14 protein-coding genes are annotated in these 14,949 nt (G+C 65.0%); 10 read left to right on the forward strand and 4 right to left on the reverse strand.

What is annotated here, in order from left to right; translation table 11 throughout:
- The first annotated feature begins 22 nt into the window (after positions 1-22).
- Both FFS60_RS00710 and FFS60_RS00715 read left to right on the forward strand, forming a co-directional pair.
- Positions 23-2,182: a type I secretion system permease/ATPase gene (locus tag FFS60_RS00710; RefSeq protein WP_028629717.1), complete on the forward strand. Its 2,160-nt coding sequence runs from the start codon at positions 23-25 to the stop codon at positions 2,180-2,182.
- Between the two features lie 11 nt (positions 2,183-2,193).
- Positions 2,194-3,546 (forward strand): HlyD family type I secretion periplasmic adaptor subunit, encoded by a 1,353-nt coding sequence (locus FFS60_RS00715; RefSeq protein WP_137820812.1) that lies wholly within the window; start codon positions 2,194-2,196, stop codon positions 3,544-3,546.
- A 308-nt stretch (positions 3,547-3,854) separates the two neighbouring features.
- On the opposite strand, the gene FFS60_RS00720 is transcribed toward FFS60_RS00715, so the two are convergent.
- Positions 3,855-4,457, reverse strand: coding sequence for a tRNA-uridine aminocarboxypropyltransferase (locus FFS60_RS00720; RefSeq protein WP_028629715.1), 603 nt, complete (start codon positions 4,455-4,457; stop codon positions 3,855-3,857).
- A 138-nt stretch (positions 4,458-4,595) separates the two neighbouring features.
- The gene (locus FFS60_RS00725; RefSeq protein WP_028629714.1) at positions 4,596-5,489 is read right to left on the reverse strand and encodes a LysR family transcriptional regulator; all 894 of its coding nucleotides are present in this window, start codon (positions 5,487-5,489) and stop codon (positions 4,596-4,598) included.
- A gap of 218 nt (positions 5,490-5,707) precedes the next feature.
- Between FFS60_RS00725 and speB the strand changes: the two genes are divergently transcribed.
- From speB to FFS60_RS00760, 7 genes are all read left to right on the forward strand, one after another.
- Positions 5,708-6,667, forward strand: a complete 960-nt coding sequence (gene speB / locus FFS60_RS00730; protein WP_137820813.1) for an agmatinase — start codon at positions 5,708-5,710, stop codon at positions 6,665-6,667.
- A 230-nt stretch (positions 6,668-6,897) separates the two neighbouring features.
- Positions 6,898-7,722, forward strand: coding sequence for an ABC transporter substrate-binding protein (locus FFS60_RS00735; protein ID WP_028630410.1), 825 nt, complete (start codon positions 6,898-6,900; stop codon positions 7,720-7,722).
- Positions 7,723-7,800: 78 nt separating this feature from the next.
- Entirely contained in the window at positions 7,801-8,544 is a 744-nt protein-coding gene (locus FFS60_RS00740) for an amino acid ABC transporter permease (protein ID WP_028630409.1), read from the forward strand.
- Positions 8,545-8,554: 10 nt separating this feature from the next.
- The gene (locus FFS60_RS00745) at positions 8,555-9,286 is read left to right on the forward strand and encodes an amino acid ABC transporter ATP-binding protein (protein ID WP_137820814.1); all 732 of its coding nucleotides are present in this window, start codon (positions 8,555-8,557) and stop codon (positions 9,284-9,286) included.
- Complete coding sequence (locus FFS60_RS00750) at positions 9,286-10,008, forward strand: class II aldolase/adducin family protein (protein WP_137820815.1); 723 nt, start codon at positions 9,286-9,288, stop codon at positions 10,006-10,008. The genes FFS60_RS00745 and FFS60_RS00750 overlap by 1 nt, the downstream gene beginning before the upstream one ends.
- Before the next feature lie 108 nt (positions 10,009-10,116).
- Positions 10,117-11,502, forward strand: a complete 1,386-nt coding sequence (locus tag FFS60_RS00755; protein WP_028630406.1) for a sodium:solute symporter — start codon at positions 10,117-10,119, stop codon at positions 11,500-11,502.
- A gap of 141 nt (positions 11,503-11,643) precedes the next feature.
- A complete protein-coding gene (locus FFS60_RS00760; RefSeq protein WP_028630405.1) occupies positions 11,644-12,369 on the forward strand; it encodes an MBL fold metallo-hydrolase in 726 nt (241 codons plus the stop codon).
- A 5-nt stretch (positions 12,370-12,374) separates the two neighbouring features.
- On the opposite strand, the gene FFS60_RS28585 is transcribed toward FFS60_RS00760, so the two are convergent.
- Entirely contained in the window at positions 12,375-12,512 is a 138-nt protein-coding gene (locus tag FFS60_RS28585) for a PA1414 family protein (protein WP_169338778.1), read from the reverse strand.
- A 202-nt stretch (positions 12,513-12,714) separates the two neighbouring features.
- Positions 12,715-13,584 (reverse strand): LysR family transcriptional regulator, encoded by an 870-nt coding sequence (locus tag FFS60_RS00765; protein WP_028630404.1) that lies wholly within the window; start codon positions 13,582-13,584, stop codon positions 12,715-12,717.
- Between the two features lie 109 nt (positions 13,585-13,693).
- On the opposite strand from FFS60_RS00765, the gene FFS60_RS00770 reads away from it, so the two are divergent.
- A complete protein-coding gene (locus tag FFS60_RS00770; RefSeq protein ID WP_137820816.1) occupies positions 13,694-14,887 on the forward strand; it encodes a YbfB/YjiJ family MFS transporter in 1,194 nt (397 codons plus the stop codon).
- The last annotated feature ends 62 nt before the right edge of the window (positions 14,888-14,949 follow it).

Genomic DNA, 14,949 nt, shown 5'->3' on the forward strand with positions numbered 1-14,949 from the left:
ACCCGCATGGGAGTCCAGGACCATGACCACCATGGAACGGACTGACAGTCCCAGAGATCCGCGCCAGGGCCATGACGACCCGCTGCTCGACGGCCTGCTGATCCTGTGCCGGCTGCATGGTCGTGCCGCCAGCCGCGCCAGCCTGAGCAGCGGCCTGCCGTTGCCGGGCCAGCGCCTGTCAGCGGAACTGCTGCCTCGCGCGGCGGCGCGCGCCGGTTTGCAGGGTCGTCTGCTGCGCCGCGAACTGGACGCCATCTCGCCACTCAACCTGCCGCTGCTGCTGCTGCTCAAGGGCGGCCGCAGCGCGGTACTGACCCGGTTCGACGACAAGGGCCGCGCGCTGATCCTGCCCTGCGAAGCCGACGGCGGCGAGCAATGGGTGCCCCGCGACATACTGGCCCTGGAGTACAGCGGCCAGGCCCTGTTCGCTCGCCCGCGCCATGAACTGGAAGATGCCCACGCGCCGCTCGTGCCACGGGTAACCTCCTGGTTCCGCGACACCTTGCGGCTATCCCGCTGGCTCTATGCCGATGCCATGCTGGCAAGCCTGCTGATCAACCTGCTGGGCATGCTGGTGCCGCTGTTCGTGATGCAGACCTACGACCGCGTAGTGCCCAACCAGGCCACCTCGACGCTCTGGGTACTGACCATCGGCCTGCTCATTGGCACTGGCTTCGACCTGCTGCTGCGGGTGCTGCGCGCCAACCTGCTGGATAACGCCGGCAAGAAGACCGACGTGGTGCTTTCGGCGACGCTGTTCGAGCGCATCATCGGCATGTCGATCAAGGCGCGGCCGGCCACCATCGGGGGCTTTGCCCAGAGCATCCACGACTTTCAGGGCCTGCGGGAATTCCTCACCGCGGTGACCCTCACCAGCCTGATCGACCTGCCCTTCTCGGTGCTGATGCTGCTGGTGATCGGCCTGCTCGGCGGGCCCCTGGTAGTGATCCCGCTCCTCGCCTTCCCGCTCACCGCGCTCTTCGCCTGGATCATCCAGACGCGCCTGCGTGACACGGTGCAGCGCAGCCTGACCCTGGGCGCCGAACGCCAGGCGCTGCTGATCGAAACCCTCTCGGGCCTGGAAACCCTCAAGGCCTGCGGCGCCGAAAGCGAGCGCCAGCATCGTTGGGAACACACCCACGGCGCCCTCACCCGGCTCGACAGCCATGCCCGCTTCCTCTCTGCCCTGGCCACCAACGGCACCCTGTTCATGCAGCAGTTCGCCGGCCTGGCAGTGATCGTCGCCGGGGTCTACAGCATCATCGCCGGCAACCTCAGCGTCGGTGCACTGGTGGCCTGCTACATGCTCAACAGCCGCGTGCTCTCGCCACTCGGGCAGATCGCCGGGCTGATAACCCGCTACCAGCAGGCGCGTCTGACCATGAAATCCACCGACGCCCTGATGACCCTGCCCCAGGAGCGCGAGGCCATCCAGCAGCCGCTGGAACACCAGGTGTTCAAGGGCAACCTGGACGTTTGTCAGGTGGAGTTCCGCTACCCAGGGCAAACCACCCCGGCGCTCAACAAAGTCAGCCTGCGCCTGGCCGCCGGAGAACGCGTCGGCATCATAGGCCGCAGCGGCTCGGGCAAGAGCACCCTGGCACGCCTGATTCTCGGTTTCTACGCGCCAGACGAAGGCCAACTGCTGCTGGATGGCATCGACCTCCGGCAGACCGACATCGGCGACCTGCGCCAGCAGATCGGCTACGTCAGTCACGACCTGCCGTTGCTGGCCGGCAGCCTGCGCGACAACCTGACCCTGGGCGCACGCTACGTCAGCGACGAGCGCATGCTCGAAGTCGCGGAAATGACCGGCGTCGGCGAGCTCGCCCGCCAGCACCCGCAAGGTTACGACCGACCGGTGGGCGAACGTGGCCAACTGCTCTCCAGCGGCCAGCGCCAGGCCGTGCTGCTGGCCCGCGCACTGCTGCTCGACCCGCCACTGCTGGTGCTCGACGAACCCACCAGCGCCATGGACAACAGCAGCGAAGAGCAACTGCGGCAGCGCCTGGCGACCTGGTCGGCGGGCAAGACACTGATCCTCATCACCCATCGCAGCTCGATGCTGGCGCTTGTCGATCGCCTGGTGGTACTGGACAACGGCCAGGTGGTCGCTGACGGGCCCAAGGACACCGTCATCGACGCCCTGCGCAAAGGCCGCATCGGCCAGGGCAATGCCTGAGGAGACACGCCATGGCCAGCGCAGAAAAGTCCACCCCCTACTTCGGTCGCCGCAACGGCGCCGATACCGCGTTCATGCCGGAAGTGGCCGGCGCCATGCTGGAAGACTCGCCACGGGCCACCCGCATCACGGTCTGGGTGGCGTGTACCCTGCTGCTGGTGGCGCTGATCTGGGCGCACTTCGCGGTGCTGGAAGAAGTGACCACCGGTGAAGGCAAGGCGATCCCCTCCAGCAAGGTGCAGGTGATCCAGAACCTGGAAGGCGGCATCGTCTCGGAAATCCTCGTGCGCGAGGGCCAGGTGGTGGACAAGGGCGCCGTGCTGCTGCGCCTGGACGACACCCGCTTCCTCTCCAACAAGGGCGAGAGCGAGGCTGACAGGCTGGCCCTGACGGCCCGCGTCGAACGCCTTTCAGCCGAAGCCGAGGGCCGCGAACTGGCCCTGCCCGAAGAGATCATCCGCGAGGCGCCGCAACTGGCCGAGGACGAAACATCGCTGTACCGGGCACGCGCCCAGCGCCTCGAAAGCGAGCAGCGCATTCTCAGCGAACAGCTGCGGCAGAAGAAGCAAGAACTGGCCGAGTTCCGTTCCAAGAGCGGGCAGTACCGCTCCAGCCTGGGGCTGATCCAGCAGGAGCTGAACATGTCCCAGCCCCTGGTGAAGGCCGGCGCCATCTCCCAGGTGGAGATCCTCCGCCTGCAGCGCAGCGCCGTGGAAACCCGTGGCGAACTGGAGGCGACCAACCTGGCCATCCCTCGCGCCGAATCGGCCATGTCCGAGATCGAGCGGAAGATGGAGGAAAGCCAGCTTGCCTTCCGCTCCGACGCCTTCAAGGAACTCAACGAGGTGCGCACCGAGCTGTCGAAGATAACCTCCACCGGCAAGGCCATCGATGACCGCGTAAGCCGCACCACCGTGGTGTCTCCGGTACGCGGGGTGATCAAGCAGCTCAAGGTGAACACCATCGGCGGCGTGGTGCAGCCCGGCAGCGATCTGGTGGAAGTGGTGCCGCTGGAAGACAGCCTGCTGATCGAAGCGCGCATCCGCCCGCAGGACGTGGCCTTCCTGCACCCCGGCCAGAAAGCCATGGTCAAGTTCACGGCCTATGACTACACCATCTACGGCGGCCTCAAGGCCGGCCTGGAGCTGATCAGCGCCGACACCATCCAGGACGAGGAAGGCAAGAGCTTCTACCTGATCCAGGTGCGTACCGATAAGAATCACCTGGGACAGGACGACCACCCACTGCTGATCATCCCCGGCATGGTCGCCACGGTGGACATCATCACCGGCCAGAAGAGCGTGCTCGACTACCTGCTCAAGCCGGTGCTGAAAGCCCGGCAGGAAGCCATGCGCGAGCGGTAAGGCGATTCAGTCCCCTGGGCACTGTGGGGGCGATTTCAATCGCTAGGTCTGCGTTAGCGGTTGCGAGAGACTTACCATCGGGCCAAGAGCCTTGTAGGAGCTGGCTTGCCAGCGAAACGCGGCCATTCGCTGGCAAGCCAGCTCCTACGGGCAATGCAGCTACTTGCAACATGTAATGCAGACAGAGCCATTTCAATCGCCAAGCAGGACGAAGTCCTGCCCCTTCGAGTCCCTGCATTTCCCACCGACCCTCACCCCCAACCCTCTCCCAAAGGGAGAGGGAGCTGGCTTGTGCATCCCTTCGGGATTTACTCACCATCGCCGTGATTCTTCCTGAAGGTCTCCTCCCCCATCGCCTCGATCTGTCCCTGGATCAACGCCTCGAACGGCCGCAGCAGTTCATCGAAACGATTCGGCGCTTCGAGGATGTCGAGGGCTGCAACGATGGCTTCGAGGGTGGACAGGGCACCCGCCATGGGTGCCTTGCGCAGGCGGTAGCGGGAGGTCAGCCCCTCGGGCAGGGTCACTCGTGGCAGCGCTTCGAGTTCGGGGTTGAGGTAGAGCAACTTGCGCGCCTTGCGCCAGGTGCCGTCGGGCACCACCAGCAGCAGCGGGCGCGGATCGGCGGCCCCCATTTCACCCACCGGCCGGGCCGTCTCGCCGGGGAACAACAGGCAGGCGCGGAACCGGGAATCGGCGAGGGTCTCGGCCAGATCGGTGAAGCGCTCGCCCACGCGCAACTCCGCATTCGCCAGTCCCAGGGCAGCCAGGCGCGCGGTGTTCAGGGCATGGTTCACCTCGCTCGGATGCTGCAACAGCAGCACGCGGGTGCGGCTGGCCAGATACGGAATCAGCGGGCACAGGCAATGGGTTTCGGGGCGCTGGCAACGCGGGCATTGAGGGCGAGGCATGAAGGGTCTCCTGAGAGGCGCATTCTGCCACAGGGTGTCCGGGCGGCTACGCCACCCTTGGCCAATGAATTCGCCCCTGCAAGGAACTCGCGGGTGAGGTCGCCAAACGCAAAGCACATCACAATGATTCCGCGTGCGTCAGCGCAGGTTCAGTTGGGCCCGCAGCAGGTCACGGAAGGTGAGGATCAACGGTTCCTTCGCCCGCCCCCGGCGCAGGATCATGGAAAACGGTGCCTGGTAGCCGAAGGTGGCCGGCAGCAGAACCCGCAGACGCTGCTGCTCGACCCAGGGCTGGGCATAGTGCTCGGGCAGGTAGCCGATGTAGGCGCCAGACAGCACCAGGATCAGTTGCGCTTCCATGGATTCCACGGTCGCCGCACTGTGCTTGAAGCCGTGGCGCGCCAGTTCTGCCTGGCTCCAGTAGCCACGCCCCACCATGCGCTGCTGGGTGATGAGCTCGCCGGGAATGCGCCGCTCGTTGTACAGCGGGTGGCGTTCACTGCAGTAGAGCCAGTGCTGTTCGCGGTAGAGCGGCTGGTAGACCAGGCCGTTCATCCGCGTGGAGAACGCGCCGATGGCCAGGTCCAGGCGGTTGTCGAGCACGCCGAGCTGCAGGTCGTAAGGGCTCATCACCGAGAGGTGCAGGTGCACCGCTGCGTGTTCCTGGCTGTAGGCGCCGATCACTTCAGCCAGCGGCAAAGCGGGATCGCTCACCGTGGAGTCGAGCACGCCGAGGTTCAGCGTGCCGCGCAGCTCGCCCTTGAGGGAGGCGGAGTAGCGCTCGAAGCTTTCCAGTTCACCCAACAGACGCAGGGTTTCCTGGTAGTACAGTTCGCCTTTGCTGGTCAGGCTGAACCCGCCGCGCCCACGGTGACAGAGCGTCAGGCCGACCTGCCCTTCCAGCTGGCTCATATAGGTGCTGATGGCCGAGGTGGAGAGGTTCAGCTCCTGCTGCGCGGCGGCGAAGCCCTGGTTGCGGACCACGCTGGCGAAGATGCGCAGGAGTTTCAGATCAGGCATGGCGGTGGACATGGAAGTACTCACGGTTCCGGGTGCGGTTGAACGATGTAGGGGCGAATTCATTCGGCCCTACAGGAAGCAGAGCCCCTGCCGGTAGGACGGCATCTTACCCGCTCCCGATAGTTTAGAAATCCTTGAAGTAATTATTTGCCGCCAGCGATTTGTCCGTGATGGCACTGTCACCAGAATCCCCCCACTACCTACAACCACAACAACCGTGAGGCCACCCCGTGGACAAGAAACTCCATCAGCCCCTGGGCGGCAATGAAATGCCCCGTTTCGGCGGCATCGCCACCATGATGCGCCTGCCCCACATTCAAACTCCCGCCGAACTCGACGCCCTGGATGCCGCCTTCGTCGGCGTTCCGCTGGACATCGGCACCTCCCTGCGCTCCGGCACCCGCTTCGGCCCCCGCGAAATCCGCGCCGAATCGGTGATGATCCGTCCGTACAACATGGCGACCGGCGCAGCGCCCTTCGATTCGCTGAACGTGGCCGACATCGGCGACGTGGCCATCAACACCTTCAACCTGCTGGAAGCCGTGCGCATCATCGAGCAGGAATACGACCGCATCCTCGGCCACGGCATCGTTCCGCTGACCCTGGGCGGCGACCACACCATCACCCTGCCGATCCTGCGTGCTATCAACAAGGTGCACGGCAAGGTGGGCCTGGTGCACATCGACGCCCACGCCGACGTCAACGACCACATGTTCGGCGAGAAGATCGCCCACGGCACCACCTTCCGCCGCGCCGTGGAAGAAGGCCTGCTGGATTGCGACCGCGTGGTGCAGATCGGCCTGCGCGCCCAGGGCTACACCGCCGAAGACTTCAACTGGAGCCGCAAGCAGGGCTTCCGCGTGGTCCAGGCCGAAGAGTGCTGGCACAAGTCGCTGGCACCGCTGATGGCCGAAGTCCGCGAGAAAGTCGGCGGCGGCCCGGTTTACCTCTCCTTCGACATCGACGGCATCGACCCGGCCTGGGCGCCCGGTACCGGCACCCCGGAAATCGGCGGCCTGACCACCATCCAGGCGATGGAAATCATCCGTGGCTGCCAGGGCCTGGACGTCATCGGCGGCGACCTGGTCGAAGTCTCCCCGCCCTACGACACCACCGGCAACACCTCGCTGCTGGGCGCCAACCTGCTCTACGAAATGCTCTGCGTCCTGCCGGGCGTTGTGCGTCGTTGAACGCAGCCATGACCGGGCAGCAACGAGCCGCTGCCCACTGGCACTGCTGACAACTGTTCAGGAACCGGCCCTTAACAACGGCCCCAAGGGCCCGCGCTGGCTCCCGGCGGGCAAGACATCCGAAACGACCGCTCAGGTTTCTCCTGACGCTGCATAAGAACGAAACAGCTCCACTTTATTGCGACTGCCTACAACAACAACCACTGCAATACGCCTTGAAGGAGTTAACGATGAGCAATCGTCCGCTGAAACTGTTTGCCCTCGCCGGTCTGTTCGCCGCCACCCTCAGCGGTGGCGCCATGGCCGCCGATGCCAAGCCCTCGTTCGTGAGTTCGGGAAGCTTCCAGGTCTGTTCCGACCCGACGTTCCCGCCGCTGGAGTTCTTCGAGAAAACCGGTGACCGCGAACCCAGCGGCTTCGACGCGGACCTGATTCGCGCCCTGGCCAAGCACTGGGGCGTAAAACCTCGCTTCATCGTCACCGAGTTCACCGGCCTGCTCCCGGGCCTGGATGCCAAGCGTTGCGACGCGGTCATCAGCGGCACGCTGATCACACCCGAGCGCACCCAGAAGCTGAACGCCGTGGCCTACCTCTCCAGCGCCACCATCGTCTTTGGCAGCGGCAAGAGCGACCTCACACTGAACAGCCTGGACGACCTCTCCGGCAAGGTAGTGGCGGTGCAGTCCGGCACCCGCTACGTGACCATCATGGAAAAGCTCAATGCTGACCTGAAGGCCGCTGGCAAGGCCCCGGCCACCCTGCAGACCTATCCGAAAGGCAGTGACGTGGCCCAGCAGGTACTGGTTGGCCGCGCCGCCGCCGGCCTGTCCCAGGACACCGAGCTGGCCTACCGCGAACTGCAGACCCCTGGCCAGTTCAAGACCCTCTACGCGTTCCCCGAAAAGGACATCTTCGGCGCCTACATGCGTCCGAGCCCGGAAGACAAGAAAGCCGTCGAGGACGCGGTGTCGGCCCTGAAAGCCGACGGCACCCTCAAGTCCATCGCCGAGAAATGGAAGCTCGATCCAGCCAACCTGGAAACCGCCGCGCAGTAAGCAAGGCCAACGGCCCGCCCCTCTCCCGCTCGCGGGGGAGGGTGCAACGGCACGCTTCCATTCACGCAGGACACGTACATGAACTTCGATGTGACTGTCTTCTGGGACGCCCTGACGTCCTGGCACTTCTTCCAGGGCGCTTGCATCACCCTGGTGCTGGCCCTGGTGTCCCACTCGGTGGGCATCCTGATTTCCATTCCCTGCGCCCTGGCCCTGGACGGTCCGGCGAGCGTGTGGCGCAGCACGCTGCGCGGCGTACTCAGCGTATTCCGCGGCGCCCCGACGCTGCTGCAACTGTTGTTCGTGTGGAACGCCCTGCCGCAGTTCTTCCCGGTGTTCCGTGAAGAATGGTTCACCCCCTTCATCGCTGCCTGGATCGCGCTGTCGCTCAACGAAGCCGCCTACCAGGTGGAGATCAACCGCGCCGCGCTGAAATCCGTGGACAAGGGCCAGTACGCCGCCGGCCACGCCCTGGGCCTGTCGCGCTGGCACACCTTCCGTTACGTCATCATGCCGCAGGCCGCGCGCATCGCCGTACCGCCGACCGCCAACGAATTCATCACCCTGCTGAAGATCACCTCGCTGGCGTCGGTCATCTCGCTGCAGGAACTGATGGCGGTGACCTCGCAGACGGTCTCCACCACCTTCCAGTTCTCCGAGTACTACGCCGTCGCGCTCGTTTACTACCTCGCCATGGTCTACACCCTGACCTGGATGCAAAGCGGACTCGAACGACGCCTCTCCTGGGATGCCCAGGGCAGCGCCAGCAGCAAATCCGTCGGCCTGGTGCAACGCACCCTGGCTCGCATGCGTCGTATCTGAGGACCCCGCCATGAACGAAATCATTCGTCTGCAGAACGTCGGCAAGCGCTATGAGGATTTCCAGGTGCTGCAGGGCATCGACCTGTCGGTGCGCCAGGGCGAGAAAATCGTCATCTGCGGCCCGTCAGGCTCCGGCAAATCGACCCTGATCCGCTGCATCAACCGCCTCAATCCCCATGACAGCGGCACCATCATTGTCGAGAACCAGGACATCTCCACCAAGGCCGGTAGCGACCACGTGCGTCGCGAAGTGGGCATGGTGTTCCAGAACTTCAACCTGTTCCCCCACATGACGGTGCTCGAGAACTGCACCCTGGCGCCGATGAAGGTCCGTGGCATGCCGCGCAAGGAAGCCGAGGAGCTGGCCCTGCGCTACCTCAACCGCGTGCATATCGGTTCCCAGGCGCACAAGAAGCCCGGCCAGCTCTCCGGCGGCCAGCAGCAGCGCGTGGCCATCGCCCGCGCCCTGTGCATGAACCCCAAGGTGATGCTGTTCGACGAGCCCACCTCGGCGCTGGACCCGGAAATGGTCGGCGAAGTGCTGGAAGTGATGACCGAGCTGGCCCAGGACGGCATGACCATGCTCTGCGTGACCCACGAGATGGGCTTCGCCCGCAAGGTGGCCGACCGCGTGGTGTTCATGGACGCCGGCCAGATCGTGGAAACCGCCACGCCCGGCGAGTTCTTCGACAACCCACAGCATCCGCGTACCCGCGCATTCCTTTCGCAGATCCGTCACTGATGAACGCACAGAACGAAGCCATCCTGCGCCGTGACCTGGCGGCCGCCTACCGGCTGGCCGCCCTCTTCGGCTGGGACGACACCCTCTACACCCACTTTTCGGTGCGCCTGCCGGGCGTCGAGCCGCGGTTCCTGATCAACCCCTTCGGGCTGATGTTCGAGGAAATCCGCGCCAGCGACCTGATCGTGGTCGACATGCATGGCCGGGTGCTGGAAGGCAACGCCGACTACAACGTCGCGGGCTTCACCATTCACAGCGCCGTGCACATGGCCCGCGCCGATGCCCACTGCGTGATCCACACCCATACCCTGGCGGGCATGGCGGTGGCCGCGGCGGACAACGGCCTGGCCCAGCTCAACCAGATCAGCGCCGAGTTCCACCAGCGGGTGGGTTACCACACCTACGAAGGCATCGCCCTGGACCTGGGTGAGCGCGAGCGGCTGGTGGCATCGCTGGGCGACAACATCGCCCTGATGCTGCGCCATCACGGCCTGCTCAGCGTGGGCGCCAGCGTCGCCGACGCCTTCTACGTCATGTACTACCTGAACAAGGCGTGCGAGATACAGATCGCCGCCTCCACCCTGCGGGGCATCCGTGAGATGCCCAACGAGCTCAGCGTGCACGCGTGCGAGCAGTTCCAGGCGAGCGAGTGGCAACGCCAGCTGGTCTGGGAAGCCTGGCTGAGAAAGCTCGAGCGGGAGTGCCCCGAATACAAGGACTAGGACAAGCGGGATTGCTTGATAACGGCGCAGTGTGAAGCGTTGCGCGCCTTGCAACACCAGTCGTGGACTTGCGAACCGCGACAACAACAATAGTAAGAGAGACCTGAAATGGCTTTGGATTTATTCGTAGTACTCCTATACGTAGCTGCCATGCTCGCACTGGGCTGGTACGGCATGCGCCGCGCCAAGACCCGTGAAGACTACCTGGTGGCCGGGCGCAACCTGGGCCCGGGCTTCTACCTCGGCACCATGGCCGCCACGGTTCTCGGCGGCGCCTCCACCATTGGCACCGTTCGCCTGGGCTACGTCCACGGCCTTTCCGGTTTCTGGCTCTGCGCCGCCCTGGGCCTGGGCATCATCGGTATCAGCCTGTTCCTCGCCAAGCCGCTGCTGAAGCTGAAGATCTACACCGTCACCCAGGTGCTGGAACGTCGCTACAACCCAACGGCGCGCCACGCCAGCGCCGCCATCATGCTGGTCTACGCCCTGATGATCGGCGCGACCTCCACCATCGCCATCGGCACCGTCATGCAGGTGCTGTTCGACATGCCCTTCTGGATCGCCATCCTGATCGGCGGCGGCATCGTGGTTGCCTACTCCACCATCGGTGGCATGTGGTCCCTGACGCTGACCGACATCGTGCAGTTCCTGATCATGACCATCGGCCTGGTCTTCATCCTGATGCCGATGTCCATCAGTGACGCAGGTGGCTGGGACGCTCTGGTCGAGAAGCTTCCGGCAAGCTACTTCTCCATGACCGCCATCGGTTGGGACACCATCATCACCTACTTCCTGATCTACTTCTTCGGCATCTTCATCGGCCAGGACATCTGGCAGCGCGTGTTCACGGCCCGTAGCGAAAACGTGGCCAAGGTCGCCGGCACTGCCGCTGGCGTCTACTGCGTGCTCTACGGTCTGGCCGCCGCAGCGATCGGCATGGCCGCCAAGGTGCTGCTGCCCGACCTGGACAACGTCAACAACGCCTTCGCCAGCATCGTTCAACTGAGCCTGCCGGATGGCATCCGTGGCCTGGTGATCGCCGCTGCCCTGGCCGCCCTGATGTCCACCGCCAGCGCCGGCCTGCTGGCCGCCTCCACCACCGCCGCGCAGGACCTGTGGCCGCTGTTCACCGGCCGCAAGGACGAGGAAGGCAGTGCCCATGAAAACCGCGTCTTCACCCTGCTGCTCGGCTTGGTGGTCCTCGGTATCGCCCTGGTCGTCAGCGACGTGATCAGCGCCCTGACCCTGGCGTACAACCTGCTGGTAGGCGGCATGCTGATTCCGCTGCTGGGTGCCATCTACTGGAAGCGCGCCAGCACCGCCGGTGCCATCGCCAGCATGGTCCTGGGCAGCATCACCGCCTGCGTCTTCATGTACACCGACGGCCTCGAAGCCAACACCCCGATCTACTACAGCCTGGCTGTAGGCGCGGTGAGCTTCGTGGTCATCAGCCTGCTGTCCCGCCGCCCGGCTGCAACGGGCGAACTGGCCTGACATGCACTGCCGCCTCTCCCCGGAGGCGGCATTTCCCGCCCCGGTCCGGCCCTGCCGACCGGGGCTTTTTTTATTCGATAGCCCCCCCTGGGCGACCTACCCTACAGATTCAGCCCATGCAATCCAGGCACGGAGCACCCCATGAAAATCGTCAGTCGTGACCAATGGTTCGACGTCGAGCACTGCTACGACGGCATCAGCCTGATCAGCGAGCCCTTCGTGCGCCCCTTCTACCGCTGCAACCTCTGGCACGTGCAGGGCCGCGACAAGGACCTGCTGATCGACTCCGGATCGGGCCTGGTCAGCCTGCGCGAACAGTTGCCCTGGCTCACCCAGCGGCCGTTGCTGGCCGTGGCCAGCCACACCCACTTCGACCATATCGCCGGCCACCACGAATTCCCCGAACGCCTGGTTCACCCAGCGGAAGCGGACATACTGGCCACGCCCACCGGGGCCAATACCCTGTCGGCGGATTTCGTCGGTGATGAGATGTTCGAAGCGCACCCGGACTGCCCGCTGTGCTACGCCGAATACCGCGTGAAAGCGGCGCCGGCGACGCGGTTGATCGATGAGGGCGATGTGCTGGACCTGGGAGACCGGGTCCTGGAGGTGCTGCATACCCCCGGGCATTCACCCGGCGGCATCAGCCTGTGGGAATCGAAGACAGGCACACTCTTCAGCGGCGACATCATCTACGACGGTCCGCTGATCGATAACGCCTACCACTCGAACCTGGATGACTACGCCAAAAGCCTCGCACGGCTGCGCGACCTTCCGGTGCGCACCGTGCATGGTGGTCATTTCCCGAGCTTCTCGGGTGAGCGCCTGCGCGAGTTGGCGGACAACTGGCTCAGGGCTCACGAGTAAGCCGGTTACTCCCTCAAGCGGCGCTGCTCGGCGAGACGGCGCTGCTCTTCGCTACGGATTGGGATGGGTTGCAGGCGCGGTGCTTCGATCAGACCCAGCGCGACACCCAGTTGCCACATCCACGCTTCTAGTCGTTTCTTCATGCTTGACCCCCTTTCCTGGGACATTGGTCGGGTGGCCCGTGCTTCTTCGGCCACCCTTGTCTGGAGCTTAGTTGCTCCGGGCAAGATCCAAAATACGCTCGCCCAGAAATTTCCTACTGACCTGAATCAAACCGCTGAACGGTATTACGGAGCCGCCCTACAACCATGCATGACACCGATGATGGATCGGTGGCGCGTGATCCTACTGCGCCTGGCGGCCGTCCTGCTGCAGGTCGATCCAGGCACGCAGGTTGGCGCCGAGCATGCCCTTGCGCCACATCAGCCAGGTGGTGGTGCGATTGAATGGCGCGTCCAGTTGGTGAACCCGCACCTCGTCCCGCCCGGGCAGGCTTTCCAGCATCGAACGCGGTACCAGGGCAATGCCGCCGCCGGCGATCACGCAGGCCAGCATGCTGTGGTAGGACTCGATCTCCATGGGCGGCGCCATGGGCACCCGCGAGGCAACGAACCAGCCTTCCAGGCGGCGGCGATAGGAGCAGCTCTGGCGGAAGGCGTAGACCTCCAGCCCGGCCACATCCTGAGCCGACTTCACCGGCCCATGGGCAGCCTCGGTGATCAGCACCATCTCTTCTTCGAACATCGGCAGGCCGTCGAGCTCGGCGAATTCCACCGGGCCGTCTACCAGAGCGGCATCCAGCCGGCCACCGAGCAGGCCTTCCAGCAGCTCGCCACTGGGTGCGGTCTGCACCTGCAGGTTCACCGCGGGCCAAGTGCGGTGGTAGCGCACCAGCATGGGTGGAAGGTGGATGGCGGCGGTGCTGAACATGGACCCAATCACGAAGTCCCCAGCCGGCTCACCGCCACGCAAGGCCGCCTCGGCCTCGGCCTGCAGGGCAAACATGCGCTCGGCGTAACCCAACAGCACCTTGCCCGCCGGAGACAACGTCAGGCGCTGCCGTTCGCGCAGGAACAGCTCGACACCCAGGGCATCCTCGAGCTGGCGCAAGCGCGTCGAGAGGTTGGACGGGACCCGATGCATACGCGTGGCAGCGCGGGTGATGGAGCCTTCCTCGGCGACGGCCTGGAAGATGCGGAGCTGGCTGAGTTCCATGGCAAACCATTCAATAAAAGAGAACATATACGTTCATTTTTATTCGTTTTTAATGAATACATCCAGCCCCTAGCATGGAAATCCCGATGACCAGCACCGGAGAACTCCCATGCCCACGCTGATCCGTCTATTCGCCTGCTTTCTGGCCCTGCTCGTCGCCATGGGCGTTGGCCGCTTTGCCCTCACCCCGCAACTCCCGCACCTGATCGCCGAAGGCCAGGTAAGCCTGACCGGCGCCGGCCTGGTGGCCGCCGCCAACTACCTGGGCTACCTGATCGGCGCACTGGATGCCTTCAATGTCAGGTCGCCGGGCCAGGCTCGCCTGCGTCTGGTGATCGGACTCTGGGCCACTGCGCTGCTGACCCTGGCCTCGGTGCCGGCGGAAGGTCTCTGGCCCCACGTCCTGCTGCGCTTCGCCCTGGGCGTCGCCAGCGCCTGGGTGCTGGTGGTGGTCACCGGCCTCAGCCAGCGTATTGCAGCGGACGCCAATCGGCCTCGCTTGGGCAGCCTGGTATTCGCGGGCCCGGCCTTTGGCGTGATGCTGACCGGCCTGCTGGCCCTGCAGCTGAACCTGCAAGGCCAAGGCTCTGCCGCGCTCTGGCTGGCGTTCGGCGCGCTGGCACTCGTATTGACCCTGCTGACCCAGCCACTGCTGCCCTCCGCACCGACAGCAGCGCCGCAGATGGAAACGCCGGCCCGCGCCCGGCCAAAAGCCTTCTACGCCTTGCTGGTTGCATACGGACTGGTGGGCTTGGGCTACATCATCCCGGCCACCTTCCTCTCGCAGATGGCAGCCGCGCGCTTCCACGGACAATGGCAGGCAGACCTGTTCTGGCCGGCCTTCGGCCTGGCGGCTGCGTTGGGCGTAGTGCTGGTCAGCCTGCGCCGGCGGAGCCCCGGCGGTACACGGCGCTGGATGGTGGTAGCGCTCTGGCTGCAGGCGCTCGGCACCCTCGCCTGCACCCTGCCGGGCATGGCTGGACTGACCCTGGGCGTGATCCTCAGCGGCGGTCCCTTCCTTGCCGGTATGCAACTGGTGATGCAGTACGCACGGGAACTGGACCCGCACGGCCATTCGCGCAATGTCGGGCTGCTGACCGCCGCCTTCGCCCTTGGGCAACTGCTCGGCCCGCTGCTGGCAGCGGTCAGCAGCCACCTCGGCGGTAGCCTGCAACCGGCACTCTATTTAGCGGGGGCGGGATTGGTGCTGGCGGGGGGATTGATGGCTCGTCCGGGCGCCAACCCTGTAGGGGCGAGTTCATTCGCCAAGCAGGCCGAAACTGAATGGGACCCCGCCCCGTAGGATGCGGTGGAGCGCAGCGATACCCATCGACTCGCACTGATGGGTTTCGCTTCGCTCTAGCG

The sequence above is a fragment of the Pseudomonas sp. D(2018) genome, from assembly GCF_005502555.1.
In the GTDB taxonomy this organism is placed as follows: Bacteria; Pseudomonadota; Gammaproteobacteria; order Pseudomonadales; family Pseudomonadaceae; genus Metapseudomonas; species Metapseudomonas resinovorans.

Bases quoted from the DNA above. Each gene is read 5' to 3' on its own strand.
- FFS60_RS00755 (WP_028630406.1), top strand. From the start codon at position 10,117: ATGGCTTTGGATTTATTCGTAGTACTCCTATACGTAGCTGCCATGCTC.
- FFS60_RS00770 (WP_137820816.1), top strand. From the start codon at position 13,694: ATGCCCACGCTGATCCGTCTATTCGCCTGCTTTCTGGCCCTGCTCGTC.
- FFS60_RS00710 (WP_028629717.1), top strand. From the start codon at position 23: ATGACCACCATGGAACGGACTGACAGTCCCAGAGATCCGCGCCAGGGC.
- FFS60_RS00715 (WP_137820812.1), top strand. From the start codon at position 2,194: ATGGCCAGCGCAGAAAAGTCCACCCCCTACTTCGGTCGCCGCAACGGC.
- FFS60_RS00740 (WP_028630409.1), top strand. From the start codon at position 7,801: ATGAACTTCGATGTGACTGTCTTCTGGGACGCCCTGACGTCCTGGCAC.
- FFS60_RS00765 (WP_028630404.1), bottom strand. From the start codon at position 13,584: ATGGAACTCAGCCAGCTCCGCATCTTCCAGGCCGTCGCCGAGGAAGGC.
- FFS60_RS00735 (WP_028630410.1), top strand. From the start codon at position 6,898: ATGAGCAATCGTCCGCTGAAACTGTTTGCCCTCGCCGGTCTGTTCGCC.
- FFS60_RS00745 (WP_137820814.1), top strand. From the start codon at position 8,555: ATGAACGAAATCATTCGTCTGCAGAACGTCGGCAAGCGCTATGAGGAT.
- FFS60_RS00750 (WP_137820815.1), top strand. From the start codon at position 9,286: ATGAACGCACAGAACGAAGCCATCCTGCGCCGTGACCTGGCGGCCGCC.
- FFS60_RS28585 (WP_169338778.1), bottom strand. From the start codon at position 12,512: ATGAAGAAACGACTAGAAGCGTGGATGTGGCAACTGGGTGTCGCGCTG.
- FFS60_RS00725 (WP_028629714.1), bottom strand. From the start codon at position 5,489: ATGTCCACCGCCATGCCTGATCTGAAACTCCTGCGCATCTTCGCCAGC.
- FFS60_RS00720 (WP_028629715.1), bottom strand. From the start codon at position 4,457: ATGCCTCGCCCTCAATGCCCGCGTTGCCAGCGCCCCGAAACCCATTGC.
- FFS60_RS00760 (WP_028630405.1), top strand. From the start codon at position 11,644: ATGAAAATCGTCAGTCGTGACCAATGGTTCGACGTCGAGCACTGCTAC.